Source organism: Paenibacillus puldeungensis (genome assembly GCF_042678945.1).
GTDB lineage: Bacteria > Bacillota > Bacilli > Paenibacillales > Paenibacillaceae > Fontibacillus > Fontibacillus puldeungensis.
The window spans coordinates 252,253-276,020 of record NZ_JBHTLM010000004.1 but is presented as its reverse complement, the minus strand read 5'-3'; the positions used below and the strand labels follow the sequence as shown (position 1 = coordinate 276,020).

Genomic DNA, 23,768 nt, shown 5'->3' with positions numbered 1-23,768 from the left:
TCGCTCATAACTTGTCCATGGCGGACATATGGTGTTATTATATCAAACCTTCCTACAAAAGGAGCAATCCGTGATGAAAAGCTACTTTACTCCAAGCTGTATCCGTGCACAAGGCAAAGCATGGCAAATCCGCATTCTTCTCTCCCAATGGCTGCATGAAGCCGGCGCTACCGCTAAGGTCACCGACCTAATCCATATTCGCATGCTGCCTGAATCATCTGCTGCAGGAGCCCATCAATAACAAAAATAACATTTTCTAATTCAGTTGTATGTATTCCGGTTAATGAAAGGAGGGGGTGAATGATGCGCGGCGTGGTGGAACAAACTCAAGGCATAAACCAAAAAATAGAACTGATTCAAAATGCGGTATTAGCGGGACAAATTGATCAAGCCGAGCTGTTGGCAGGAGAAAACGATATGTATCTCCTCAGCGTACTCGTTCAGGCTCTGTATAAAGAGGGCTACGTTACTGTTGCCAAGGAACGGCTGTCCCGAATGGATTCCGGCTTACTTAAAAAACCTGTCCGACCGTTTCTAGAGTTAAGCTATATTTGGGCGGAAATTTGCTATGATGAAGGGCGTTTCGCGGAAGCTGCTCCGATCTTTGAAGAAATTGCATCACAGAGCCCTGTCATGGCCTCTGCCAGGTATGGAGCTGCATCCTGTTACTTGCAAGAAGCGATGTACAATCTACAGAGAAGAATCGAATTATACCATCCACCCCAAGCTGAACAAGAAAAAATATACAAGTACATAAGGGACTACAACCAAGCCCTTCATATCATTCAAGCTTCGGGTTGGCATACGGAATGGTCTTCTACTCAGGCCCAAAATTTGCCTTTGCACAAATCAATCTTAGTTCATTAATAAAGCCCGGATAGCCTTAAATAGGCACCCGGGCTTGTATCAAGTGTGGTTAATTTAATCAAGACAGCGATTGTCGGATGATCTCCAGAACAAATTCCGTCGTTTTAATAATATCGTCTTTTTTAATTCTTTCCTTGGTCGTATGAATATCTTCGTATCCAATAGCCAAATTAACAGTAGGGATCCCTAGACTATTGAAAACATTGGCGTCACTCCCGCCGCCCGACACAAAGGTTTTTCCCGACAAGTTCAAAGCGGCTGCAGCTTTACGGGCGAGCTTCAAAACAGGCTCATCATCCGAGATGTGAAATGCCCGGTACAAAACTTCGCTATGGAATTCGCCCCGCGCTCCAAAAGCTTGGCAGACCGACTCGAGGGCCTCTTTCATCTCAAGCAATTGTTTATCCACTTTCGCTTGGGACATGCTGCGCGCTTCGCCATACAGCTTCGCATGATCGGGAACGATATTCGTGGCGCCTCCACCTTCGAATTTCCCAATATTGGCGGTGGTTTCGTGATCAAGTCGTCCAAGATTCATACGTGCAATCGCTTTGCCGGCGACTTGAATCGCACTGATTCCGTCCTCCGGATTCACCCCGGCATGAGCAGCTTTGCCAAAAATTTCGATTTCAACCTTCGCTTGAGTCGGAGCACCTACGCAAATGGTGCCGACCTCACCGTTTGTATCGATGGCAAGACCAAATTTTGCTCGCACATACTTGGACTCCAAAGCTCGGGCCCCTCGCAGACTGGATTCTTCTCCAACCGAAATTACGAATTGGATTTCTCCGTGGGGAAGGTGCTGATCGTTGATGGTTTGAATCGTCTCAAGCAGCACAGCAATGCCCGCCTTATCATCGGCACCAAGAATCGTTGTGCCATCGCTGCGAATCCATCCGTCTTCACCAATAACCGGTTTTATTCCTTTCCCCGGCGTTACCGTATCCATATGGCAGGTAAACAAGAACGGATCTACCGTGACGCCTTCCGTGGCCTTCAGCGTAGCAATTAAATTGCCGGCTCCATGTCCCGTCTCGGCTTGAGAAGCGTCCTCCACCACATCAAGTCCTAATTCGCTGAATTTGTTTTTCAAATAATCTGCGATTTGGCGTTCATGTTTCGTCTCGCTATCGATCTGTACGAGCTCCACAAACTGTCCGATGACTCTTTCCTGGTTAATCATTGGACTTTCCTCACTTTCTTTTTTACGATAATATATACAATATACGTCTATCCGAAGGAGTACAATGTATGCGAAAAAAATGGCTAAAAATCGTTGTTTATCTCATGTTGTTCGCAATGGTCGCTTCCACACTTCTTGCGTTTTTGGAGCCGTTGTTCATTCGTTAATCAGGGTCGAGAACGACCCTTCTAACCCTTCAAAGGATTTGATTCCGAACACCTCGCAAAATAACGGAACGATATCTCTCGCTACCTGTTCAACCATAAACTTTAGTCCGGTAATATCCTCCAGCGATGTAACCCCATACTCCTGAATACCGCAAGGGATGATGCCTTGAAAGCCATCGTTTTGGATGCCTGACTTCACATTAAAAGCGAAGCCATGGCTCGTAATAAACCCTCTTTTGCCTCGGCATTTATTGAACTTCACGCCGATCGCGCATATTTTAACGTCCCCAACCCAAACGCCGGTATATTCCGGTTTTCTTGACCCCTCAATACCGAACCGGGCTAAATAGTTAATAATCACTTGCTCTATACTCCGCAAATAGCCGTGAAGATCGAGTCCTCGTCCGGCATCCAGCCAAATGAGCGGGTAACCGACCAGCTGCCCTGGTCCATGGTATGTAATATCTCCGCCACGGTCGATTTCAAATATTGAGATTCCTTGCTCCTTCAGCTCCTCCGGACTTAACAGTAAATGCTCGGGGTGGCGCTGGGATCCTATCGTATATGTCGGCGGATGCTGAAGCAGCAGCAGGTGCTCCTGCTGCTGCTCTCCATCAATCGCCTTAACCAGTTGTTTTTGCAAATCCCAGGCTTCCCCGTATTCCATCATAGGATAATAGCAGACTTTTAAGCTTGCATTCATTGCTTTTTCGCCTCTTCCTTTACTTGTTGGAGTACGCCGCCTTCCTTATCGGTTCGTTTTCCCGCAAGGCTATTAATACACCTGGGTTTCCAGATTATAGCTCTCCATGTTATCTTTCACACGCTGCATGAACCGACCGCAAATAACGCCGTCCAAGATGCGGTGATCAAGCGACAGGCAGATATTGGCCATCGAGCGAACGCCGATCATATCGTTGATGACAACCGGCTTTTTTACAATGGACTCAAAGGTTAAGATAGCAGCTTGCGGATAGTTGATAATCGGCTGCGACAAAATAGAGCCAAAGGACCCTGTATTGTTGACGGTAAATGTCCCGCCCTGCATATCCTCAAGCTTCAGCTTGCCGGAGCGGACTTTAGATGCCAGCTCTTCAATTTCGCGAGCCAAACCGGCGATGTTCTTCTGATCGGCTTTCTTGATGACCGGAGTCAGCACGGAATCCTCTGTTCCGACGGCAAGCGAAATATTGATATCCCGTTTGACGATGATTTTATCGACCGCCCAAACCGAGTTCATAATCGGGTAATCCTTGATAGCGCCAACGACGGCTTTCAGTAAGAAAGCTAGATAGGTCAGGTTGACGCCTTCTTTTTTCATAAAATCGTGCTTCAGCTTGTTGCGCAGTTGGACGAGATTCGTCACATCGACCTCGATCATCATCCAGCCATGCGGAATTTCCGAAACGCTTTGTCGCATATTCTTTGCAATCGTATTGCGGACCGGGGTGACATCGATGAAGTATTCAGACCGATCACCTTCCACTTCGATCGTCGGAATCCGTGGCGTCTCCGTCAAGTGAAGGCCGGAGTGGCGTACTGGCTCGGCGGCCGCACGGCTCATCTCAGCTTGAATCCCTCCATGCACCGGAGAAGGAGCCGCAGGCTGTACTGGAGCTTGGGAAGCAGTTAATGCAGCCGGCTGTCCACCCTTTTCTAGGTAAGCCAGAACATCCTTCCGCGTAATTCTTCCACCAAGCCCGGTACCTTGAATCTGACGCAGATCAAGACCATGCTCGGCGGCCAGCGTTTGAACCGCTGGTGAATACCGGCTACGCTGGGACTGGTCCCCTGCTGGGGCCGCCTCACTAGCTTCTTGTGTAACAGCGGAAGAAGCGGATTGTCCTTCTGGCGTCGCTGCAGCTGAAGCTGTCTCAATCCGACATATGACTGTGCCAACCTGGATTTCTTGACCTTCTTCGGCCAAAATTTCACCCATAACCCCATCTAACGTCGAAGGGATTTCGGCATTTACTTTATCCGTGATAACCTCGCAAATCGGCTCATATTGCTCGACTGGATCCCCCGGCTTTTTGAGCCATTTTCCGATCGTCGCCGAGACGAGCGATTCCGCAAGCTGAGGCATAACAACATCGGTTAACGTTTTATTCGATGGCATCGCTGAACTCACTCCCAATTAATAAAGCGCCAATTGAAGCATCGCTTCTTTGACTTTATCTTTGCTTAGCATAAAGAATTTCTCCATGGGCGGACTAATCGGCATCGCCGGAACGTCAGGTCCGCACAATCTTTGAATCGGCGCATCGAGTTCGAACAGGCATTCCTCGGAAATAATCGCCGACACTTCGGCACCGATGCCACCCGTTTTGTTGTCTTCATGGATGATTAGCACTTTGCCTGTTTTCCGAGCAGCATCTACAATAGCCTCGCGATCCAAAGGCTGGAGGGTGCGAAGGTCCAAAATGTGAGCACTAACACCATGCTCGGTTGCCAGCTCTTCAGCCGCCTGCATCGCAAAATGCAGCGGAAGACTGTAACTGATAACGGTAATGTCATTACCTTCACGCAGCACCTTCGCTTTGCCGATCGGTACGACATAATCGTCCTCAGGCACATCCTCTTTGATGAGCTTGTAGCACTTTTTATTTTCAAAAAATAACACAGGATCCGGGTCGCGAACGGCAGCTTTTAGCAATCCTTTAGCATCGTAAGCCGAATAAGGCGCAACGATCTTCAGCCCCGGGGTGCCGAAGAAAATCGATTCAGGGCACTGCGAGTGGTACAATCCGCCGAAGATCCCGCCGCCAATTGGCGCACGAACGACGACAGGGCAGCTCCAGTCATTGTTGGAGCGGTAGCGGATTTTTGCCGCTTCACTGATGATCTGATTCGTAGCCGGCAGCATAAAGTCGGAATACTGCATTTCCGCAATTGGCTTTAATCCATACATAGCTGCACCGATCGCAACGCCGGCAATCGCCGACTCCGCGAGCGGCGTATCGATGACGCGCATTTCGCCGAACTGCTCCTGCAGCCCTTTTGTTGTCGTAAACACGCCACCTTTTACCCCGACGTCTTCCCCCATGACAAACACGTTTTCATCGCGTTCCATTTCTTCTTTCATCGCCAAGCGAATCGCGTCGATATATTCCATAACCGGCATGATTAATGCACCTCTCCTTCGCTGGCGTATACATGAAGCAGCGTATCTTCCGGTTTAGGGAAAGGCGCATTGTCCGCTGCCTCAACGGCTTCCTTCAACTGCTGCTTCATATCGTTTTGCAGCGCGATGTCTTGTTCTTCGCTCCACAAACCGTGTTCGATTAAATAAGACTTCATTTTCGGAAGCCCATCTTTTTTCCAGTTCTCGTCGACTTCTTCTTTGGTACGGTAAGCCAAATCATTATCTGAGGTCGAGTGCGGAGACAGTCGGTACATCATGGATTCGATCAACGTCGGTCCTTCGCCCCGAACGGCTCGTTCGCGCGCTTCCTTCACGACGCGGTACACCTCAAGTGCATCGTTTCCGTCCACACGGATTCCCGGAAAGCCGTAGCCCTGGGCCCGGTCGCAAACTCTACCGCCCAGCTGTTTACTGACGGGCACGGAAATGGCATATTGATTATTCTCGCACAAGAAAATGACCGGAAGCTTTTGTACGCCGGCAAAGTTCAAGCCCTCATGAAAATCGCCCTGATTGCTTGAGCCTTCACCAAACGTAACGTAAGAGACGATGTCTTTCTTTTGCATCTTTGCCGCCAAGGCAACACCTACGGCGTGCGGAACCTGGGTCGTTACCGGGCTTGAACCAGTGACGATGCGCAGCCGCTTGCTGCCGAAGTGCCCCGGCATTTGACGGCCGCCGCTGTTCGGATCATCCGCTTTGGCAAACGCCGACAGCATAAGCTCCGTAAGTGTCATGCCAACCGTCAGTACAAAGCCGTAATCACGATAGTAAGGCAGGAAATAATCTCGCTGCCGATCCAGCGCGAATGCAGCAGCTACCTGAGTAGCCTCCTGCCCAACACCGGAAACATGAAAGTTGATTTTGCCAGCTCGCTGGAGCAGCAAATTACGCTCATCGAATTTGCGCGCGAGCAGCATATATTTGTACATTTCGATTACTTCGGCATCTGATAATCCAAGCTGCTCATGTTTGGGTTTCGTTTGTAATGAACTTTTTGCGTTCATGGGAGTTACCTCCTTCATTTAAGGCCCTCGTCTTTGTATTAAAAGTTTATTCTTACTTAATCTTAAAACCTGGTACTAAGACTTGGGATAACCTTATTATAATCGCTTTTACCGTAAAAGGAAAACGGTTGTTCACCATACCCATTAAGTGGCTAAAGACAAGCCGTCTACCGCCAATGCTGCCTCACCTAAAATTTCAGAAAGTGTCGGGTGTGCAAACACGGCCTGACCGATTTCCCAAGGGGTTGCATCTAGAAGCTGGGCGAGCGCAGCTTGTCCGATTAGCTCCGTTACATGTGGTCCAATCATCTGAACACCGAGAATATCGTTAGTGTGAGCGTCCGCCACCATTTTTACGAATCCTTCTGTTTCCCCTTGTACCAGCGCTTTTCCGACCGCCGAAAACGGAACTTTTCCCTCTTTAACCTCATATCCTTTGGCCCGAGCTTCTTTGGCCGTAAGTCCGACAGAAGCGACCTCCGGGCGGGTGTATACGCAGCGCGGCACCTGGTTCGCGTGATATCCATAAGAAGCTTCCCCAGCCAAATGATTCACAGCTGTGATTCCTTCATGACTTGCTGCATGTGCCAGTTGAAGGCCTCCGATGCAATCACCGATGGCGTAAATATGCGGTTCCGTCGTCTGCATAAATTCATTAACGCGAATAAATCCGTGCTCCAATGAGACATCCGTATTTTCGAGCCCAATGTTCTCGACGTTAGCCTGACGTCCGATAGACACCAATAGTTTGTCTGCCAGGAGCTCCAGCACTTCATCGCCACGCTGGGCCGAAATGTGTACTTGTTCATCATTTATCATAAAGGTATCTGGCTTAATCGAAACGTTGGTCATGACAGTGATGCCGCGTTTTTGCAGCTGTTTCAGCAGCCCGCGCGCCACCTCTTCATCTTCTGCCGGCAGCAACTGATCCGCCGCTTCGACGATGGTCACTTGAACCCCAAAATCGTTAAGGAGTGAAGCCCACTCTACGCCGATAACGCCGCCTCCAACGATGATCATCGAGCTTGGAAGCTGCTCCAGAAGCAACGCTTCATCACTGCTAAGCACGTATTTTCCGTCTGGAGTAAGGCCAGACAATGTCCGCGGCCGAGATCCTGTTGCAATGATCAAATTCGTCGGCACGATCGTTTCCATTTCCCCATCATTTAATTCAACGGCAACAGCTCCGCTTTTGGGGGAGAAGATCGATGGCCCGATAACCCGTCCCTTGCCTTGAATAACTTTAATTTTATGCTTGCGCATCAAATACTGGACCCCTTTGTGGAGCTGGTCTACGATCCCTTGCTTTCTTTCCTGTACTTTAGGAAACACCAGCGACAAGCCGCTCGTCTCAATGCCAAAGCTTGCACTATTTTTCATTTGATCGTACAGCTCCGCACTGCGCAGCAGTGCTTTACTTGGAATGCATCCTCGGTGTAAACAGGTGCCGCCAAGCTTGTCCTGCTCGATGATCACTACTTCTTTACCGAGCTGGGCTGCGCGTATTGCTGCTATATAGCCCCCCGTTCCTCCTCCAAGTATCGCAACATCGCATGTTACCGCCATATCAAATCTCCACCCATTCATCAATATTGCTAATTCATACTTTCTTAATCAATCATGCCTTTTTCATACAACTCTTATTTTACCTTGTTTTGTCGCGATTACAAATGCAGGTACAAATGGACATCGCGAGCTGAAAAAGGTATGATGGATGTGATAATTGTTATGGAAAGGACGAATCGGATCCTTATGAAATTATTGTTTTCCCGGTTCATTGCAATCATACTGCTGGTCATTCCTGGGATTGCTGCGACAATCGGTTTTCTAAAAATGAAAGACGCGCTTTTTGAATATCTTTCCAAGTATGGAGCTGGTTCGCATTCGCAAATTTCATTCGATTGGCTGCATTTTGGGATTGGTTTATTATTATTTGCTGCAGGCATCGGTTTTTTAGGTGGCTGGATTTTCTTCCGCGACCGTAAACGAAACTATATTGGTCCAAGATTTCGAAGTAAAAAGGCATCTGCAGCAGAGTAAGGTAATCCACACTTTCACGCCAAAAAAAAACCTCTTCCCGCAGATTAGCATTGGAAGAGGTTTTTGTTTTTTTATTCGTATAAGGCATCCTTCAATTTTGTCGACATTCTCGAGCCACTATGAGACGAGGCTCGCAGGAGCGCCTTGCGCAGCCGGATATTTTCAGCAGCAAGCTGCTCTATCTTTACGACCAGTTCCTCGATTCGGACTTTATCGTTCTCCTCAAAACCTGCCTTCGCAAGCCACTCCCTGTATTCTTTACAATCAAGGTCACTATTCATTTCTTACTCATTCCTTCCACTCTACTACCTGCAAATGAATTCTGCGTTTCTATTTTAGCACAGATTTCAGATTACAGATTGCTGGACTTGGAATTCGAAATATATGAGCTTATCTTTAATCGTTAATCCATGTTTAAACCAGCAGCTTTTCATGTTGAATTAGCGATGTCTCGACTTGAATCGTCGAATGCGATATCTTAAACGTTTTCTCCAGAATTGTAATTGCAGCTTGCAGTACGGATTGACTATCGTGACCTTCTTCGATTATAAGATGACAGCTTAATGCATCCATACCCGAAGTGATTGTCCAAATATGGAGATCATGTACATTAAGTACCCCAGGGATAGCTACCAAGCTCTCCTTGACTTCCACTTGATCAATTGAAGCCGGAGTCCCTTCCATAAGGATATGAACTGATTGCGAGATGACTCCCCAAGCCCCTCGTAAAATAAGCAGGGCAACAAAAACTCTAATGATTGGATCAAAAATATACCATCCAAACAGTGACATTACAATCCCTGCAGCTATAGCACCTACTGATCCGAGCGCATCCCCTAGTACATGTAAATAGGCGCTTTTCAAATTCACATTACCTTTGACATCACCTTTTTTGATTAAGGCCGCCGCGCTGGCCAAATTGGCGATTAAGCCAATGATAGCAATAACAATCATTATGTTGCTGGACACGGTCGGCGGGTTAAGGAAACGTTGATAGGCTTCCCAAATGATTAATCCAGCTATAACAAATAAGGTAACTCCGTTAAGCAGGGCGGCCAATATTTCAATGCGGTAAAAGCCGTACGTTTTCCGCCCGGAAGCAGGCCGAGCTGCAAACCAAATGGCAAACAGGCTAAATAGGAGCGAGCTCGTATCGCTTAACATATGACCGGAATCAGAAAGAAGTGCCAAGCTATTCGTAAATAATCCGCCGAAAAACTCAAGCACAGCAATGCATGCCGTGATGAGTAGCGCGATCAGTAGGCCCTTCTTATTTCCGGAACGGGCGTCAAAATGCTGGTGCCCTAAACCATGAGAATGTCCGTGATGATCATGATGGTCGTGGTCTTGATGTTCATGCTCGTGTTTGTGATCCATAGCAAACCCTCCCTAATCGCATTTCGCGTGTTGAACAGCCTGATTTAGTAAAGAAATAACATGCCCGTCATCGCAGCTATAGTACAATGTGTTAGCCTCTCTTCGATATTTGACAAGCCTGAGATTCCTTAATAGGCTGAGTTGATGAGAAACCGCAGATTGGGTTATGCCGAGTACCTCGGACATATGGTTCACCGAACACTCTTCCTCGGAAAGCAAATACAAAATACGAATTCGTGTAGGATCAGAAAGAGCCTTAAATGTAGTTGATACTTTCTCCATCGTTTCAGGGTTTAGAAAGGAATGTAAATCTTTTTTCATGATTAGTTGCCCCTCTTTGAAAACTGTATATGATCATATGCTCATATGCAGAATAATCTCACCGGTACAATTTGTCAATGTTTGAATGAAATTTGTAGACATAAAAAAACGGCCACTCATCGGCATGGAAGGCCGAGAGGGACCGCCTCTTGCTACATAGCATATGACTGAATTCAACGGTAGGGTGCACTAACATTAAAATAATCATCGTTATTTCCGTTATTCTTTACGCTTTCACGATACTTTATGCTCAATTCTGAGCTTATCCGCCACCATCGCGATGAATTCGCTATTGGTCGGTTTGGATTTGCTGATGTTGATTGTGTAACCGAACAGGTGGCTGATGGAATCAATATTGCCTCGTGTCCAGGCTACTTCAATCGCGTGACGAATAGCACGTTCCACACGGGACGGTGTCGTTTTAAATTTTTCTGCAATGGCTGGATACAGGGTCTTGGTGATTGCTCCAAGGATTTCAATGTTGTTATAAACCATTGTAATCGCTTCACGTAAATACTGATATCCTTTAATATGAGCTGGGACTCCAATTTCATGAATTATGGAAGTGATGTTAGCATCCAAATTTTTCCCTTTGCCCAATGGTACTACATTTGATTTGACAAAAGAGGAGGATGGGGTTCCACTGGTCATCAAATTCTGTACACCAACCAGTTGACGGATTCGGTTGGCAAGTACCTCCATATCAAAAGGTTTCAAAATGTAGTAAGAAGCGCCAAGCTGAACGGCACGCTGTGTAATGTTCTCTTGGCCGAAAGCGGTCAGCATGATGATTTTAGGCTGCGGAGACAAATTGAGCTCCCGTATCCGTTCCAATACTCCGAGTCCATCCAGATGAGGCATAATAATATCCAGGATGAGCACATCAGGAACTCTGGTCGCATTTTCGATCATCTCCAGCACTTCTTCGCCATTATAAGCTATTCCTGAGACGATCATATCGTCCTGCTCCGAAATGTATTCCGCAAGCAAATTTGTAAATTCTCGATTATCATCAGCCAACAACACTTCGATTTTTTGCACTGCTTACTTCCTCCTTCAAATAAATGGATAGGTTTTTTATAATTTCTCCTCTTCCAGAATAAGGATTCGACACAAAAAAGTAAATTCCTTCTGTCGAAAATTATTTTCTTTATTTTTTTACTTTGTTAAGTTATAATTATTTATTTGTTTACATAAAGCGATGTAGTTCGTAACAATTCGACAAATGTATACATCTCCTCTTTAGCGATCAGGATTAACATAAAAAAATCTTAAGGCACTTAGCTCGCCTTAAGATTTTGGTTAGCTCCTTGATGGCTTTCTAAAATGCCTGCATCCTGCAGCATCCATTCGATAAAACATCCGTAACCCGATCTCGGATCATTTACAAACACATGGGTAACAGCACCGATCAGCTTGCCGTTTTGTATAATGGGGCTACCGCTCATGCCTTGAACGATGCCTCCTGTTTTCTCCACCAGCCGTGGATCCGTTATGCGAAGCACAAGCCCCTTGGTTTCGGGAGCACTTTGTTTCGATACATGAACGATTTCGACCTTAAACCGTTCAACCCGCTGGTCCTCGACCACAGTTAAAATTTCAGCTGGACCTTCCTTAACCTCTTCAGAAAAAGCAACCGGTATTGGCTGTTGGTACACGCTATGGTCAGGATTCTCCTTCATTTTTCCAAAAATTCCGAAGTGCGTATTACGTTCGATATTTCCAAGCATCTTGCCTTCTTTCAGAAAATGAGCCCGCTTTTCGCCAGGTTCCCCGCTTTCGCTCTTGGAGATGGAGGTAACACTAGACTGTAAAATTTGCCCGCTTCCCACAACGATCGGGGTCTGCGTATTCATGTCTGTGATGATATGACCTAAGGCGCCGTACACCCCTTGATCTGGAGCATAAAACGTTAATGTTCCTACTCCTGCAGCTGAATCGCGAATGTAAAGCCCCAGTCTCCATGCGCGGTCCTGTTTATCGAAGGCAGGGCTTAACGTTGCGGTAAATTCTTTATCGTTTCGTTTGTAAGTAACTTGCATCGTTTGCTTGTTTTTCCCTGCTTCTGTAGCAATATCAGCAACATCTCTGACATCATTTAGCTTGATTCCATTAATATGCGTAATTAAATCTCCAGCTTGAATACCTGCTTCTTCTCCAGGGGATATTTTTTGGCTATCGGTCATAACTTGGTGATGACCGACCACTAAAATCCCGGCGGATTTTACTTTAACGCCAATCGTTTGACCGCCGGGAATCACTTTCAAATCAGGAATTACATTGACCTTAACTGTCTTTAGAGGAATTTGACCGAATAATTTCATGCGGAGTTTTGCTTCTCCGCTCCGAAGCGATGAAAGCTCAAGCGGATGGTCCAAAGACACTTTCATGGAAGGGTTAGCTTGACCATTCACCATTACAACATCCGGTCGATCGACACTGACTTCTGCTTGTACAGGTAATGCTAAACGAATTTGAGTTCCCTGTCCCTGAAACAGACGCAGCTCGTCCGGCAGAACTGGCGTATGGCCTTTAGCTACGGAAGTACCGATGAAACAAAAGAAGAAGGCAAGAAAAAGACCCAGCATTCTTTTCCTGAGGTTCGGGTTCAATGGCTGTCACGCTCCCTTTGCTTCTTTCGCTTGACGAAAAGGTGGTCGCCAATTGCGTACCTATAAGATACCCCGGGGTGGGTCTTTTATTACTGTCAATCATTGTGCCGGACTTAACAAACCATCCTTTTGTGCCTGTGCAAGCTTGAGCATTTCTTGAGCGTGATGCTGCGTTTTCTCTGTAATTTCAACACCGCCAAGCATGCGTGCCAACTCATTAATTCGCCCTTCATCATTCAAATGCTCGATATGTGTCATTGTACGACCATCTTCAACCACTTTCTCAATCAAGTACTGCCAATCCGCCATGCAGGCCACTTGAGGAAGGTGAGTAATGGAAAACACCTGGCATGTATCTGACAGCCGGGACAGCTTATTCGCGATGGATTGGGCTGCCCGTCCACTTACTCCAGTATCAACTTCGTCAAAAATAAGTACAGGAACCTCATCATGTCTTGCGAAAATACTCTTCAGCGCGAGCATAATTCGTGACAATTCACCGCCCGAAGCAATTTTGCTTAACGGCCGAAGCGGTTCGCCAGGGTTTGGTGAAATGAGGAACTCAGCACTGTCGATTCCCTGTTTCCCAGGGCGGATTTTCTTACCTTCCCATTCCACTCCATGAGGATCCTCGTTCCAAGTCACCTTCACTTGCATGTTCGTCCGTTCCATTTGTAAATCCTTAAGTTCATTCTCGATTTGAATTGCCAATTCCTGAGCAATTTGGCGACGAGTCGAGCTCAATTCACTCGCCTCGATAAGTAGCTTGGACAACAATTGATCCCGCCGGGCTTGCAATTGTTCAAGCAGATCATCTTTATTCTCCAACATGTCCGTTTCTTTGCGGATCTTCTCATAATAAGCAAGAATGCCTTCAACATCGTCTCCGTATTTGCGGCGTAAGGTTGAAATCAAATCAAGCCTTTCTTCCACTTCCTCTAAACGGTCAGGGTTAAATTCAATTCGCTCACGATAATTCCGTAAACTAAAGGAGGCGTCCTCCAGCTGATAATAAGCAGATTGAAGCTGTTCAAGAAGAGGGGAAATTCCCTTATTGTCATAACCCGCTACCTCATTAAGTCGGGAAATCACTTTAGCGATTGCTTCAAGTCCTTGGTTACCATATAAAAGTTCGTATGCCTCAGAAACGGAATCCATCATCTTCTCACTATGGGATAGTTTCACCTTTTCTTCAGCCAGTAATTCATCCTCACCAGGCTTTAATTCAGCTGCCGCAATTTCGTTCAGTTGAAACCGATATAGGTCAAGCATTTGCAAAGCCTGTTGACTTGTATTCCGTAATTCATTCCATTCCCTATCAATTTTCGCAAAAGTGGCATAGGTTTTCTGGTATCTTTCTTTTATTGGATCAATCGTATCGGCACCATAGGCATCGAGCAATTCCAAATGTCGTTCAGGGCGGAGTAATGTCTGGTGGTCATGCTGCCCGTGAAGGTTGATCAGTTCATCGCCAACCTCCCGAAGCATTGATAAATTGACCAGCTGACCATTAACTCTGGCAGAGCTCTTGCCTTGAATACTAATCTCCCGGCGTATAATGAGCTCCTCCCCAGGTTCTCCGCCTATCCCAAGTCGGGCAAGAGTAGCCCATACCGGATGATGTTCCGGCAAATCAAAGGAGGCTTCCATTTCAGCTTTATCACAGCCATAGCGAATTAATTCAGCCGAACCCCTGCTGCCGGCAATCAGTCCTAAGGCATCAATAATAATCGACTTACCGGCTCCCGTCTCTCCTGTCAGAACATGAAAACCGGAATGAAATGTTACGTCAACAGCCTCAATAACAGCCAAATTTCGAATGGATAAATGAACTAGCATCGGTGAAGGCAGCCCCCTTCTAATCAAAAGGTTAAGAAATGAACCCCATAATTTGATCAATAATAAACTGACTATAATCTTCATTTCGGCAAATGAGCAGTATTGTATCGTCCCCGCAAATCGTACCAAGCAAATCTGCCCATTCCATATTATCGATTAACACGGCTACTGAATTTGCAGTACCCGGAAGGCATTTCAAAACGACCAAGTTGCCTGTATGGTCGATGTGTACAAAGCTGTCGATCAGTGCTCGCTGCAATTTCTGCACGGGATTGTACCGCTGAGCCGTCGGCATGGAATATTTATATGTTCCTTCATCGGTTGGCACTTTGATGAGCATCAGTTCTTTAATATCACGGGATACCGTAGCTTGTGTTACCTGATATCCAGCCTGGCGGAGCGCTTCCACCAGTTCATCTTGAGTTTCAATCTCTTGGGCTGTAATTATCTCTCGAATTTTAATATGTCGTTGACCCTTCATTCTACCCTCCATAGCCCTCTAAGGCTGTATCGTCTTCGTCTTCATTATCATCCACGATCATACAGATTTTCTTGATCATTCCCTGCTCTGCATCAATATATAACACACCCGCACTATCGGGGTAAAGAAGCAGATAAGGCAAAAGCTCTCTACGGACCCCGCTGCCTGTCCAATCGATCGCTAGTCGTTCCCTTGCGGTCTTTACAAGATAGAATTCCCCGTTTCTTACTGCAATATAGTCAATAAACAATCGACTATACAGAACATCGCGATTCACCTGAAAAGATAATGGAACCTTAAGTCTGTCGCTTATAACTTCATACCCCGCCTGTTCCAGCAATTCTACCGCAGGATGATCTAAAATATCTGTATTTAGTTGATAACGGATGCGGGATCGTAATGTAAGAGGCTTGCGAACCCAGGAGCGAAAACCACGATACAGAAGATAAGCCGCAATCCCGGCAATTAGCAGCATTAATAAACCGTCAGAGTACGCTCCCATCGAAATCACCTCAAGAACTATTTCGACGCATTCCTTCAAGCTCCTGTCAGGCAAACAATAATTTATTTGTAAGCATTTTACTTATAGATTCAGTTAATATTCATTATAGGGAACAAACGTTCGTTTTTCAAGAGATAACAAACAAAAAAAGCCCATCATTTTGATGGGCCTCCCGTAAAGGTCTGTGTCGCTTCTTGAACAACACTACCAGCCAATTGACTAATCAGCTTTGACTGCTCTAGCCCCTGGCTGCTTTCTTGGCCTTTCTGTGGTGTATCCTCAAGCCGAAGATGTGCCAAAAATTCAATGTTTCCTTCACCGCCGGTGATCGGCGAGTAGGTTAAGCCTTGAAGTGAGAACCCAAGCTCCACCGCATAAGACAATATCGTCTCCAGCACTTCCTGATGGACCTTCGGATCACGTACAACCCCTGATTTTCCTACTTTTTCACGTCCCGCTTCAAATTGCGGCTTTATAAGGGCGGCTATGTCTGCTGGACGTTTAAGTAAAGTAAGTAAAGGCGGCAAAATGATCTTTAAGGATATAAATGAAACATCGATGCTGGCAAAATCCGGCCTCGGGCCATCCAAATCCTCCAGGATCATATAACGAAAATTCGTTCGCTCTTTCACGTTTACTCGCTCATCATTGCGGAGTGACCAATCCAGCTGATTGTACCCAACGTCAATAGCGTATACATAGCTAGCTCCATGCTGAAGCGCACAATCCGTAAACCCGCCAGTGGAAGAGCCAATATCTAGCATCGTTCTTCCTTCCAGATTGATTTCAAAGCGCTTCAGCGCCTTTTCAAGCTTCAACCCGCCACGACTAACATAAGGATGTACCGCACCTTTTACGGTAAGCACAGTATCGCGCGGAATTTTGGTTCCGGCTTTTTCAATCCGTTCCTGTCCACCGAAGACAAGCCCGGCCATGATGGCGGCTTTTGCTTTTTCCCTGCTATCGAAATACCCCTGCTCCACCAGCAGGACATCAATGCGTTCCTTGGAAACAGACATCTTTTGAATCTCCTGTCTTTCAACGAGGGATTGACCCCAGGCTGAATCTAAAGCTGTACTTTAATATGGTTTTACTTTCTTTCCGAAGGCAAAATGTTGGTCGGTTCGGAATTTCTGGACTTCTCTTACTACTTCATCCGCGGTAAGCCCAACTTCCATAAGCTGATCCTTAATGCTTCCATGCTCAATGAAGCGGTCGGGAATACCCATCAACGAAATGTTCAGGCCATTAATATCATGAGCCGCATAAAACTCCAGCACCGCACTGCCAAGGCTTCCTGCCTGAGAGGCCTCTTCCAGCACGATGATTTTGCTCGCCCCATTTGCCAGCTTGAGCAGCATATCTTCATCTAGCGGCTTAAGGAATCTGGCGTTGACTACAGCAACCGAGACACCGTCCCGTTTTAACATTTCCGCAGCTTCTTCTGCGACCTGCACCATCGGTCCAACGGCGATGATTGTCACGGTATCTCCTTCACGAACCAATTCCCAGCTGCCAATAGGGATGGAAACTAGCTCTTCGTCCAGGGGCACACCGGGTACATTGATTCTCGGATAACGATAAGCAATCGGCCCATCATTATAATCTAACGCCGTCTTCATCATATGACGGAGTTCATTCTCGTCTTTAGGCATCATGAGGACGATATTGGGAATATGTCTCATAAAAGCGATATCATAAACGCCTTGATGCGTTTCTCCGTCAGCTCCTACAAAACCAGCCCGGTCGATCGCAAACATGACGTTGGCATTTTGCCGGCATATATCGTGCACGATTTGATCATAAGCCCGTTGCATGAACGTTGAATACACGGCAAACACCGGTTTCAAGCCTTCCATTGCGAGTGCTGCACACATCGTTGCCGCATGCTGCTCAGCAATCCCAACATCAATCATTCGCCCTGGAAACCGTTCTCCGAATTTCACCAATCCCGACCCTCCGGGCATAGCTGGCGTAACCGCAACGATCCGCTCATCCACCCCGGCCAGTTCAATCAGGGTTTGCCCGAATACATCAGTGTATGTCGGATTGCCAACCGCTTTTATCAATTGACCCGTTTCAATTTTGTAAGGTGTGGAAAGGCCATGCCATTTGTGAGAATCTTCCTCGGCAGGTGTATAGCCTTTTCCTTTTGTAGTAAGTACATGAACTAGTACCGGTCCGTTTACATTGTTCGCTTGTTTAAATGACTCGATTAATCCCGGCAAATCATGTCCATCCACCGGACCCAAGTATTTAATGCCAAGTTCCTCGAATAGTACGCCAGGGACCATCATGTATTTCAAGCTGTCCTTCATTCGCTCCGCGGTCTTAGCAAGCTTGCCGCCGATCGCTGGAATGCGCTTGAGCAGCTGCTCGACTTCATCCTTCGCCCGTAAATAATTACGGCCAGAACGGATTTTCGTTAAATAATTGTGTAACGCTCCAACATTAGGAGCAATAGACATCTCATTATCATTTAAAATGATCATTAAGTTTTTCTTCTCATGGCCGATATGGTTAAGCGCTTCAAACGCCATTCCACCCGTCAAAGCGCCATCTCCAATTACAGCGATGACACGATGCTGTTCGCCTTTTAAATCCCGGGCCAGTGCCATGCCCATAGCTGCCGAAAGCGATGTACTGCTGTGCCCTGCCTCCCATACATCATGTTCACTTTCGCTACGTTTAACAAATCCGCACAAACCGTTATGCTTGCGCAGGGTGTCAAACCGATCCATCCGGCCTGTCAAAATTTTATGCACATAGGCTTGATGCCCAACATCAAAAATAAACTTGTCCTGAGGGCTGTTGTAACAATAGTGCAGGGCAATCGTTAATTCCACTACGCCCAAGTTAGGTGCCAAATGCCCTCCTGTCACCGACAGCTTTTCAATCAGAAACTGGCGGATTTCCGCAGCAAGCGGCGTCAGTTGCTCCAGAGACAATTTTTTTAAATCGGCAGGCTCATGAATTTGTGAAAGCAGCACAGGAATTCCCCGCTTTCCTTAATTGGTTTTCTCTGTTGATAATAGCATTCATTATACCATATGAATCGGTGTAATCGAAATCACTTTTGGTCATATGATCCTTAATGATCCCTTCGAAGCAAAAAGTCTGCAATTTCCAGCAAACGTCCAGGGTAGGGGATAAAGCCATCACTGAGCGCTTTTTTCGCAGCGTGAGTTAACCGATCAACTTCCTCACGAGACTTGTCCAAGCCGAGAAAAAACGGATAAGTCACTTTCTGCTGCTTCACATCACTCTGCGTCTTCTTGCCAAGCTTGCTCTCATCACCGACCAAATCCAGAATATCATCCTGAATTTGAAATGCAAGCCCCAGCCCTCGGCCATAAGTCTCGAGTGCCTTAAGTTGTTCACTTGAAGCAGAGGCAATCCGGCCTCCCGCTTTAAGGCAGAAAACGATCAAATCCCCGGTCTTATGCTCATGGATGTATTTCAGTTGGTTAAGTCCTGTGATCCCTTGTTCACCCTCCATGTCGGCCACTTGACCGCCAACCATTCCAGCCGGCCCGGCGTACCGGGACAGATCCTCAATGATCGCGAGAGCATTTGCAGCAGGCACATCGTGTTCTTTGCTTGCTTGAACGACACTATAGAACGCATGAGTGAGGAGGCCATCCCCGGCTAAAATCGCCATAGCTTCCCCAAAAACTTTATGGTTAGTTGGCTTGCCGCGGCGGAAATCGTCATCGTCCATAGCCGGAAGGTCGTCATGGATCAGCGAATACGTATGCACCATCTCTACGGCGCAGGCGACGGGCAAGGCCGCCTCTCGGCTCGCCCCCAGCGCCTCCGCCGCAGCCACGACAAGCAGCGGTCTAAGCCGCTTCCCACCGGCCATCAGCGAATAATCCATGGATTTCAAGAGCGTTTTGGGAACGTCCCACCCCTCAGGGATGAAATTTCTCAGTTTGTCGACCACCAAAACGGTGATGTTTTCCATATACTGATCAATCGTCATTTTTGAATTATCCAGCGTACTCACCGCTCTCCTCCATAGGCGGCTCAAACGGTTTCTTGCCGAGTTGACCGTCCTGTTCAACAATCGTTTCAATTTTACGTTCAACCTGCGTTAGCTTCTGGCTGCAAAGCTGGGAAAGCTGCATTCCTTGCTGGAATAAGTCGATCGCCTTCTCCAGCGGCACATCCCCGCGTTCAAGCTGGGAGACGATATCCTCCAACTGATTCATCGCCTCTTCGAAGTTGATCTCCGGCTTTTGGGCTTGCTTCGGTTTCTTATCCTGTTTGGTCTTTCGTTCTTGCGGCTCCGCTCCTGGAACCTGATCCAAATCCGATTCAAGATTTTGCGTTTGTTCCTTCAACTTCTCCAGCTCCTTCCCGCCTCATGCCCCATACTTGGCAATCGAGTTCCCCATCGGTCATTTTTATAGTGATCTGATCGCCTGGTTCAACATCACCCAGCGATTTGATAAGTCTTTGTCCATGCTCATCATATACAAGGCTATAGCCTCGACCCATAACCTTGAGTGGACTTAGTGCATCCAGCTGTCTGATACCGGATGTCAGCTGCCGTGATTTCTCCTTGAGCGTTCCAAGCATAGCCTGGCGAAGCAGCCGGTCTGCTTCCTGTCGCCGCCTATTGGCGAACTGAAGCGCTTCCTGCGGATGAAAGCGTAGCAGCCGCTGATGCGTCCGGTCATAGGACGCCCGGCTTAGCTGCAAGCGCATCTCCATCCGGCTCTCCAACCGTGAGGAGAGCCGGTCCAGCCGCTGCGCATGCTGCAGCAGGCTGCGCTGCGGCTGCTGCAACGCCGGCGAGCCCTGCAGCCGGCGTAGCCGTTCGCGCGCCTGCTGTAGGCGGTGCTGCAAGCTTTGCTGCAGCACCTGCTCGCGCTGGCGCAGCTGCGCTCGCAGCTCGGCCGCGTGCGGCACGGCGAGCTCGGCGGCGGCAGTGGGCGTGGCGGCCCGCAGGTCGGCGACAAAATCGGCGATGGTGAAGTCCGTCTCGTGGCCTACGGCCGAGATTACGGGTATCGCCGATTCATAAATCGCACGCGCGACCTGCTCCTCGTTGAACGCCCACAGCTCCTCGAGCGAGCCGCCGCCCCGACCGACGATCAATACGTCGGCCTCGCCCATGGCGTTCAGCGCTCGAATCGCTTTCACAATCGACGGCGCCGCGCCCTTACCCTGTACCAAAACCGGGTACAGGACAACGGAGGCTAACGGATAGCGGCGCTGCAGGGTCGTCAGGATATCGCGTACGGCTGCGCCCGTCGGCGACGTGACGACGCCAATCGTGCGCGGAAACCGCGGCAGCGGCCTTTTCCGCTCCGTCGCAAACAGCCCTTCGTCTCCAAGCTTTTGCTTTAGCTGCTCAAAAGCGAGATACAAGCTGCCGATTCCATCCGGCTGCATATGCGTAGCATAGAACTGGTACTGCCCGTCCCGTTCATATACCGATACGTTGCCCCGGGCAATCACCCGGGAGCCTTCCTTCGGAATGAAAGGCAAACGCTGGTTATGCGAGGCAAACATGATGCATTTGATCCGGCTGTCGGCATCCTTCAAGGTGAAATACATATGGCCGCTGGAGTGGTGAGTAAAGTTGGAGATTTCCCCGCGAATCCACACTTCGGCTAATAATGAGTCCGATTCGAGCTTCATCCGGATATACCGGTTTAGCTCCTTCACCGTCAAAATCCGTCGGTCCATCGTTTAGCCTCCTCTCCCCGATCCTACAGTTCCCTCATCTATGCAATACAGCAACAAAGCTGCAAGCTACTTGTGAAAATTAAGCCAACCCAGCCAAACGTTTTGCTGCAATCAGCGTATTCTGCATAAGCATCGTAATCGTCATCGGGCCAACCCCACCTGGAACCGGCGTAATCGGACCGGAAACTTCCTTCACACTTTCAAAATCGACGTCGCCAGCCAGCTTTCCGGTTTCCAAACGGTTCATGCCGACATCAATCACAACCGCTCCCGGCTTCACGTAGGAGGCATCTACAAAATTGGCACGGCCAATGGCCACGACAAGAATGTCCGCCTGCTTCGTCAGCTCCTTCATGTTCACCGTACGAGAGTGGCACATTGTAACGGTAGCATTTTCACGCTGTAAAAGCAGAGAGACCGGTTTACCCACGATATTGCTGCGCCCGATCACAACCGCATGCTTGCCAGCTAATTCTATGCCGGTTTCTTTGATCAGCTCGATTACTCCGGCCGGGGTGCATGGAAGCAGGCTGTCGTCACCAATCACCAGATTCCCGACATTTACGGGATGAAAACCGTCAACGTCTTTTTCGACTGAGATGGCATCAATCACTGACTTCTCATCGATATGTTTAGGTAGCGGAAGCTGCACCAGAATCCCATGGATGTTCTCCTGCCGGTTCAGCTTGTCCACTAAAGCCAGCAGATCCTCCTGAGAAGTAGTTCCGGGTAGACGATGCACCTCGGAATAGTAACCTAACTCAACGCAAGCCTTTTCTTTATTTCGCACATACACCTGCGAAGCCGGATCCTCGCCTACAAGAACGACAGCCAGCCCGGGCTTGAACCCTTGTGTCGAAAGCTCCTGAACCTCCTCACGAAGTTTAGCGCGAATATTTTCGGAAATTTGTTTTCCGTTAATGATAGGTGCTGACATGTCATCCTCTCCTCTGCGTATTTTTTATATTTTACTTTTCAGCTGTTCCACGTCTTGAATCATTTTACCGAGAACCCCGTTTACGAATTTGCCAGAGTCTGCCGTACCAAAATGTTTAGCAAGCTCAATTGCTTCATTAACGGCAACCTTTCCCGGAACATCATCGCGGAAAATCATTTCGTAGGTAGCCAAACGGAGAACTTGCCGATCCACTCTAGACAAACGGCTTAGCTGCCAACCCTTCAAATAATCGGCGAGCAAACCGTCAATCGCCTCTCGTTGATTCCAAGTGCCTTTTACGATCTCCAGCACAAATTCTCTCGTGGCATCAACATCAGACAGCTTTTCAACCTCGCTCTCGTTGTCACCTGCCGCTTCTGCAAGCAGCATCGTAACTGCCTCTTCCGCCTCAACCTCGTTCATTTCCATATGGTACAAACTCTGTATTGCTATTTCTCTTGCTAACCGCCGTTTCATGTGCTTCCTCCTTTTATAACTATCCCTATCCCGTTCCGGGAACATTGGGATGTGAGCATAGATCCGATAAGATGATGCCCGAAGCAAAACCTTTTACCTTCAGCATGGACCAAACGATGTCGATATAACACTTCAGTTCCCTTGAAGATTGTCAGTTTCTATAAATTCAAATGCTAATAAACAAAAAAACCCCCGTAATAGGCTTCCTCCACAAAATGGGCAAGGGCGAGTCGCAGCTCTTTTTCCGGAGAAAGCATATCACAGGAATCATTTAAAAGGACGCCAGCGCGAAGACAGCCATTCCCACATCTCCCCCCAGGGCAGTAATGGGCCTTGGTCCAAATCTTTCTGCTTACCGATCGAATATCCGATGAAGAGAAGCAGAGCACAGAAGAGCATATTCCAAAATCCGAAAAATAGATAAATGGGGCATAGGAAAATGGCTCCAGCCAGTCCTAGTAAACGTCCCTTGTGACTCTCCCACAATTGTTTCCAGAACACCTTCGCTACTCACCCCTATTCTACCCGGCTTTTGATGACAGGCGAATGAACCAGGTTGGCGATGTATACCGAAACATTAGATACGGGGATACCCGTAATATCCTCGACGTAATCATGAACCTGCTTTTGTACTTCTTCCGTCAAAGCCGGAATGGACGTTTCACCATCTACAAGCGCACGAACCATAATCTCTAGTCCTGCATCCGTTATGCGGATCCGAGTCTTAATTTCCTTGATTCCCCGTACCCGGGAAGCCGCCTTGAAGGACAGGTTCTCGATCGTTTCTGTGGAAATCTGAATGTCCCCGTATTCGGTCCGCTGATCGATGGACGACAGCGATTGACGGTCTCTACGAACCGATATGTAGAAGAAACGAAAGCTAAGAAGCAGCAATACAACAGCAACCACCCATGCAGCGATATAAAGATTTCTTTGTCCAATCACACTTAGATCTATCGGGATGACATCCGCCAGCAAAAGGATGGCGATTACGGATAAAGCTCCGATAAACAAGCTGTAAATAAACAGCAAGATTCTGTCTAATATTTTTGCCACGACGAGTGCAGCCTCCTTAGTAGAGGTAGGTAGTTTCAAAAATGGGTCGAACACGTT

At 47.7% G+C, this 23,768-nt stretch carries 27 protein-coding genes; 4 read left to right on the top strand and 23 right to left on the bottom strand.

The genetic code is table 11. The features are described 5' to 3' along the window. Positions 1-73: 73 nt before the first annotated feature. Together ACFQ3W_RS08180 and ACFQ3W_RS08175 are read left to right on the top strand one after the other, a co-directional pair. Positions 74-241, top strand: coding sequence for a Z-ring formation inhibitor MciZ (locus ACFQ3W_RS08180; RefSeq protein WP_379318461.1), 168 nt, complete (start codon positions 74-76; stop codon positions 239-241). 59 nt (positions 242-300) lie between these two features. Continuing rightward, on the top strand, positions 301-867 hold the full coding sequence (locus ACFQ3W_RS08175; RefSeq protein ID WP_379318459.1) for a tetratricopeptide repeat protein: 567 nt from the start codon (positions 301-303) through the stop codon (positions 865-867). A gap of 58 nt (positions 868-925) precedes the next feature. Here ACFQ3W_RS08175 and ACFQ3W_RS08170 read toward each other — a convergent pair whose 3' ends face one another. After that, positions 926-2,050 (bottom strand): M20/M25/M40 family metallo-hydrolase, encoded by a 1,125-nt coding sequence (locus ACFQ3W_RS08170; protein WP_379318457.1) that lies wholly within the window; start codon positions 2,048-2,050, stop codon positions 926-928. 68 nt (positions 2,051-2,118) lie between these two features. Here ACFQ3W_RS08170 and prli42 point away from each other — a divergent pair, with 68 nt between their 5' ends. After that, positions 2,119-2,217 (top strand): stressosome-associated protein Prli42, encoded by a 99-nt coding sequence (gene prli42, locus ACFQ3W_RS08165; RefSeq protein WP_379318455.1) that lies wholly within the window; start codon positions 2,119-2,121, stop codon positions 2,215-2,217. On the opposite strand, the gene lipB is transcribed toward prli42, so the two are convergent. The 5 genes from lipB to lpdA form a co-directional block, all read right to left on the bottom strand. Then, positions 2,207-2,920, bottom strand: coding sequence for a lipoyl(octanoyl) transferase LipB (gene lipB / locus ACFQ3W_RS08160; protein WP_379318453.1), 714 nt, complete (start codon positions 2,918-2,920; stop codon positions 2,207-2,209). The two genes, prli42 and lipB, sit on opposite strands and share 11 nt — an antisense overlap. 72 nt (positions 2,921-2,992) lie before the next feature. Next, positions 2,993-4,336: a dihydrolipoamide acetyltransferase family protein gene (locus ACFQ3W_RS08155; protein ID WP_379318451.1), complete on the bottom strand. Its 1,344-nt coding sequence runs from the start codon at positions 4,334-4,336 to the stop codon at positions 2,993-2,995. Positions 4,337-4,354: 18 nt separating this feature from the next. Further along, positions 4,355-5,341 carry an alpha-ketoacid dehydrogenase subunit beta gene (locus ACFQ3W_RS08150; RefSeq protein WP_379318449.1) on the bottom strand — a complete coding sequence of 329 codons (987 nt, stop codon included), beginning with the start codon at positions 5,339-5,341 and terminating at the stop codon, positions 4,355-4,357. A gap of 2 nt (positions 5,342-5,343) precedes the next feature. Further along, the gene (locus ACFQ3W_RS08145; RefSeq protein WP_379318447.1) at positions 5,344-6,369 is read right to left on the bottom strand and encodes a thiamine pyrophosphate-dependent dehydrogenase E1 component subunit alpha; all 1,026 of its coding nucleotides are present in this window, start codon (positions 6,367-6,369) and stop codon (positions 5,344-5,346) included. Positions 6,370-6,513: 144 nt separating this feature from the next. Beyond that, positions 6,514-7,935 (bottom strand): dihydrolipoyl dehydrogenase, encoded by a 1,422-nt coding sequence (gene lpdA, locus ACFQ3W_RS08140; RefSeq protein WP_379318445.1) that lies wholly within the window; start codon positions 7,933-7,935, stop codon positions 6,514-6,516. 186 nt (positions 7,936-8,121) lie between these two features. Here lpdA and ACFQ3W_RS08135 point away from each other — a divergent pair, with 186 nt between their 5' ends. Next, positions 8,122-8,409, top strand: coding sequence for a DUF2627 domain-containing protein (locus ACFQ3W_RS08135; RefSeq protein WP_379318443.1), 288 nt, complete (start codon positions 8,122-8,124; stop codon positions 8,407-8,409). Between the two features lie 71 nt (positions 8,410-8,480). Here ACFQ3W_RS08135 and ACFQ3W_RS08130 read toward each other — a convergent pair whose 3' ends face one another. From ACFQ3W_RS08130 to amaP, 17 genes are all read right to left on the bottom strand, one after another. Then, positions 8,481-8,690, bottom strand: a complete 210-nt coding sequence (locus tag ACFQ3W_RS08130) for a hypothetical protein (protein ID WP_379318441.1) — start codon at positions 8,688-8,690, stop codon at positions 8,481-8,483. A gap of 133 nt (positions 8,691-8,823) precedes the next feature. Continuing rightward, entirely contained in the window at positions 8,824-9,786 is a 963-nt protein-coding gene (locus tag ACFQ3W_RS08125; RefSeq protein ID WP_379318439.1) for a cation diffusion facilitator family transporter, read from the bottom strand. A 12-nt stretch (positions 9,787-9,798) separates the two neighbouring features. Next, complete coding sequence (locus tag ACFQ3W_RS08120) at positions 9,799-10,107, bottom strand: ArsR/SmtB family transcription factor (protein ID WP_379318437.1); 309 nt, start codon at positions 10,105-10,107, stop codon at positions 9,799-9,801. A 234-nt stretch (positions 10,108-10,341) separates the two neighbouring features. Beyond that, positions 10,342-11,148, bottom strand: coding sequence for a sporulation transcription factor Spo0A (gene spo0A / locus ACFQ3W_RS08115; protein WP_379318435.1), 807 nt, complete (start codon positions 11,146-11,148; stop codon positions 10,342-10,344). 239 nt (positions 11,149-11,387) lie between these two features. Next, complete coding sequence (gene spoIVB / locus ACFQ3W_RS08110) at positions 11,388-12,719, bottom strand: SpoIVB peptidase (protein WP_379318433.1); 1,332 nt, start codon at positions 12,717-12,719, stop codon at positions 11,388-11,390. A gap of 99 nt (positions 12,720-12,818) precedes the next feature. After that, a complete protein-coding gene (recN, locus tag ACFQ3W_RS08105) occupies positions 12,819-14,558 on the bottom strand; it encodes a DNA repair protein RecN (protein WP_379318431.1) in 1,740 nt (579 codons plus the stop codon). Positions 14,559-14,589: 31 nt separating this feature from the next. Further along, on the bottom strand, positions 14,590-15,039 hold the full coding sequence (ahrC, locus tag ACFQ3W_RS08100) for a transcriptional regulator AhrC/ArgR (protein WP_379318429.1): 450 nt from the start codon (positions 15,037-15,039) through the stop codon (positions 14,590-14,592). A 1-nt stretch (position 15,040) separates the two neighbouring features. Continuing rightward, positions 15,041-15,541 (bottom strand): hypothetical protein, encoded by a 501-nt coding sequence (locus tag ACFQ3W_RS08095; protein ID WP_379318427.1) that lies wholly within the window; start codon positions 15,539-15,541, stop codon positions 15,041-15,043. 155 nt (positions 15,542-15,696) lie between these two features. Beyond that, positions 15,697-16,560: a TlyA family RNA methyltransferase gene (locus tag ACFQ3W_RS08090; RefSeq protein WP_379318425.1), complete on the bottom strand. Its 864-nt coding sequence runs from the start codon at positions 16,558-16,560 to the stop codon at positions 15,697-15,699. A gap of 60 nt (positions 16,561-16,620) precedes the next feature. Next, positions 16,621-18,531, bottom strand: coding sequence for a 1-deoxy-D-xylulose-5-phosphate synthase (gene dxs / locus ACFQ3W_RS08085; protein ID WP_379318423.1), 1,911 nt, complete (start codon positions 18,529-18,531; stop codon positions 16,621-16,623). 101 nt (positions 18,532-18,632) lie between these two features. After that, positions 18,633-19,508 carry a polyprenyl synthetase family protein gene (locus tag ACFQ3W_RS08080; protein ID WP_379318654.1) on the bottom strand — a complete coding sequence of 292 codons (876 nt, stop codon included), beginning with the start codon at positions 19,506-19,508 and terminating at the stop codon, positions 18,633-18,635. A 25-nt stretch (positions 19,509-19,533) separates the two neighbouring features. Next, positions 19,534-19,773, bottom strand: coding sequence for an exodeoxyribonuclease VII small subunit (gene xseB / locus ACFQ3W_RS08075; protein ID WP_379318652.1), 240 nt, complete (start codon positions 19,771-19,773; stop codon positions 19,534-19,536). Between the two features lie 88 nt (positions 19,774-19,861). Then, entirely contained in the window at positions 19,862-21,241 is a 1,380-nt protein-coding gene (gene xseA / locus ACFQ3W_RS08070) for an exodeoxyribonuclease VII large subunit (RefSeq protein WP_379318421.1), read from the bottom strand. 79 nt (positions 21,242-21,320) lie between these two features. Next, the gene (gene folD, locus ACFQ3W_RS08065) at positions 21,321-22,178 is read right to left on the bottom strand and encodes a bifunctional methylenetetrahydrofolate dehydrogenase/methenyltetrahydrofolate cyclohydrolase FolD (RefSeq protein ID WP_379318419.1); all 858 of its coding nucleotides are present in this window, start codon (positions 22,176-22,178) and stop codon (positions 21,321-21,323) included. A gap of 24 nt (positions 22,179-22,202) precedes the next feature. Continuing rightward, positions 22,203-22,655 carry a transcription antitermination factor NusB gene (gene nusB, locus ACFQ3W_RS08060; RefSeq protein ID WP_379318417.1) on the bottom strand — a complete coding sequence of 151 codons (453 nt, stop codon included), beginning with the start codon at positions 22,653-22,655 and terminating at the stop codon, positions 22,203-22,205. A gap of 267 nt (positions 22,656-22,922) precedes the next feature. Beyond that, on the bottom strand, positions 22,923-23,156 hold the full coding sequence (locus tag ACFQ3W_RS08055) for a DUF2273 domain-containing protein (RefSeq protein WP_379318415.1): 234 nt from the start codon (positions 23,154-23,156) through the stop codon (positions 22,923-22,925). Between the two features lie 15 nt (positions 23,157-23,171). Then, positions 23,172-23,711, bottom strand: a complete 540-nt coding sequence (amaP, locus tag ACFQ3W_RS08050) for an alkaline shock response membrane anchor protein AmaP (protein ID WP_379318413.1) — start codon at positions 23,709-23,711, stop codon at positions 23,172-23,174. Positions 23,712-23,768: the final 57 nt, after the last annotated feature.

Bases quoted from the DNA above. Each gene is read 5' to 3' on its own strand.
- lipB (WP_379318453.1), bottom strand. From the start codon at position 2,920: ATGAATGCAAGCTTAAAAGTCTGCTATTATCCTATGATGGAATACGGG.
- ACFQ3W_RS08175 (WP_379318459.1), top strand. From the start codon at position 301: ATGATGCGCGGCGTGGTGGAACAAACTCAAGGCATAAACCAAAAAATA.
- ACFQ3W_RS08125 (WP_379318439.1), bottom strand. From the start codon at position 9,786: ATGGATCACAAACACGAGCATGAACATCAAGACCACGACCATCATGAT.
- ahrC (WP_379318429.1), bottom strand. From the start codon at position 15,039: ATGAAGGGTCAACGACATATTAAAATTCGAGAGATAATTACAGCCCAA.
- prli42 (WP_379318455.1), top strand. From the start codon at position 2,119: ATGCGAAAAAAATGGCTAAAAATCGTTGTTTATCTCATGTTGTTCGCA.
- ACFQ3W_RS08180 (WP_379318461.1), top strand. From the start codon at position 74: ATGAAAAGCTACTTTACTCCAAGCTGTATCCGTGCACAAGGCAAAGCA.
- ACFQ3W_RS08090 (WP_379318425.1), bottom strand. From the start codon at position 16,560: ATGTCTGTTTCCAAGGAACGCATTGATGTCCTGCTGGTGGAGCAGGGG.
- recN (WP_379318431.1), bottom strand. From the start codon at position 14,558: ATGCTAGTTCATTTATCCATTCGAAATTTGGCTGTTATTGAGGCTGTT.
- xseA (WP_379318421.1), bottom strand. From the start codon at position 21,241: ATGGACCGACGGATTTTGACGGTGAAGGAGCTAAACCGGTATATCCGG.
- ACFQ3W_RS08095 (WP_379318427.1), bottom strand. From the start codon at position 15,541: ATGGGAGCGTACTCTGACGGTTTATTAATGCTGCTAATTGCCGGGATT.
- ACFQ3W_RS08150 (WP_379318449.1), bottom strand. From the start codon at position 5,341: ATGCCGGTTATGGAATATATCGACGCGATTCGCTTGGCGATGAAAGAA.
- nusB (WP_379318417.1), bottom strand. From the start codon at position 22,655: ATGAAACGGCGGTTAGCAAGAGAAATAGCAATACAGAGTTTGTACCAT.
- ACFQ3W_RS08170 (WP_379318457.1), bottom strand. From the start codon at position 2,050: ATGATTAACCAGGAAAGAGTCATCGGACAGTTTGTGGAGCTCGTACAG.
- ACFQ3W_RS08130 (WP_379318441.1), bottom strand. From the start codon at position 8,690: ATGAATAGTGACCTTGATTGTAAAGAATACAGGGAGTGGCTTGCGAAG.
- folD (WP_379318419.1), bottom strand. From the start codon at position 22,178: ATGTCAGCACCTATCATTAACGGAAAACAAATTTCCGAAAATATTCGC.
- ACFQ3W_RS08155 (WP_379318451.1), bottom strand. From the start codon at position 4,336: ATGCCATCGAATAAAACGTTAACCGATGTTGTTATGCCTCAGCTTGCG.
- ACFQ3W_RS08120 (WP_379318437.1), bottom strand. From the start codon at position 10,107: ATGAAAAAAGATTTACATTCCTTTCTAAACCCTGAAACGATGGAGAAA.
- lpdA (WP_379318445.1), bottom strand. From the start codon at position 7,935: ATGGCGGTAACATGCGATGTTGCGATACTTGGAGGAGGAACGGGGGGC.
- ACFQ3W_RS08145 (WP_379318447.1), bottom strand. From the start codon at position 6,369: ATGAACGCAAAAAGTTCATTACAAACGAAACCCAAACATGAGCAGCTT.
- ACFQ3W_RS08135 (WP_379318443.1), top strand. From the start codon at position 8,122: ATGAAATTATTGTTTTCCCGGTTCATTGCAATCATACTGCTGGTCATT.
- ACFQ3W_RS08080 (WP_379318654.1), bottom strand. From the start codon at position 19,508: ATGGAAAACATCACCGTTTTGGTGGTCGACAAACTGAGAAATTTCATC.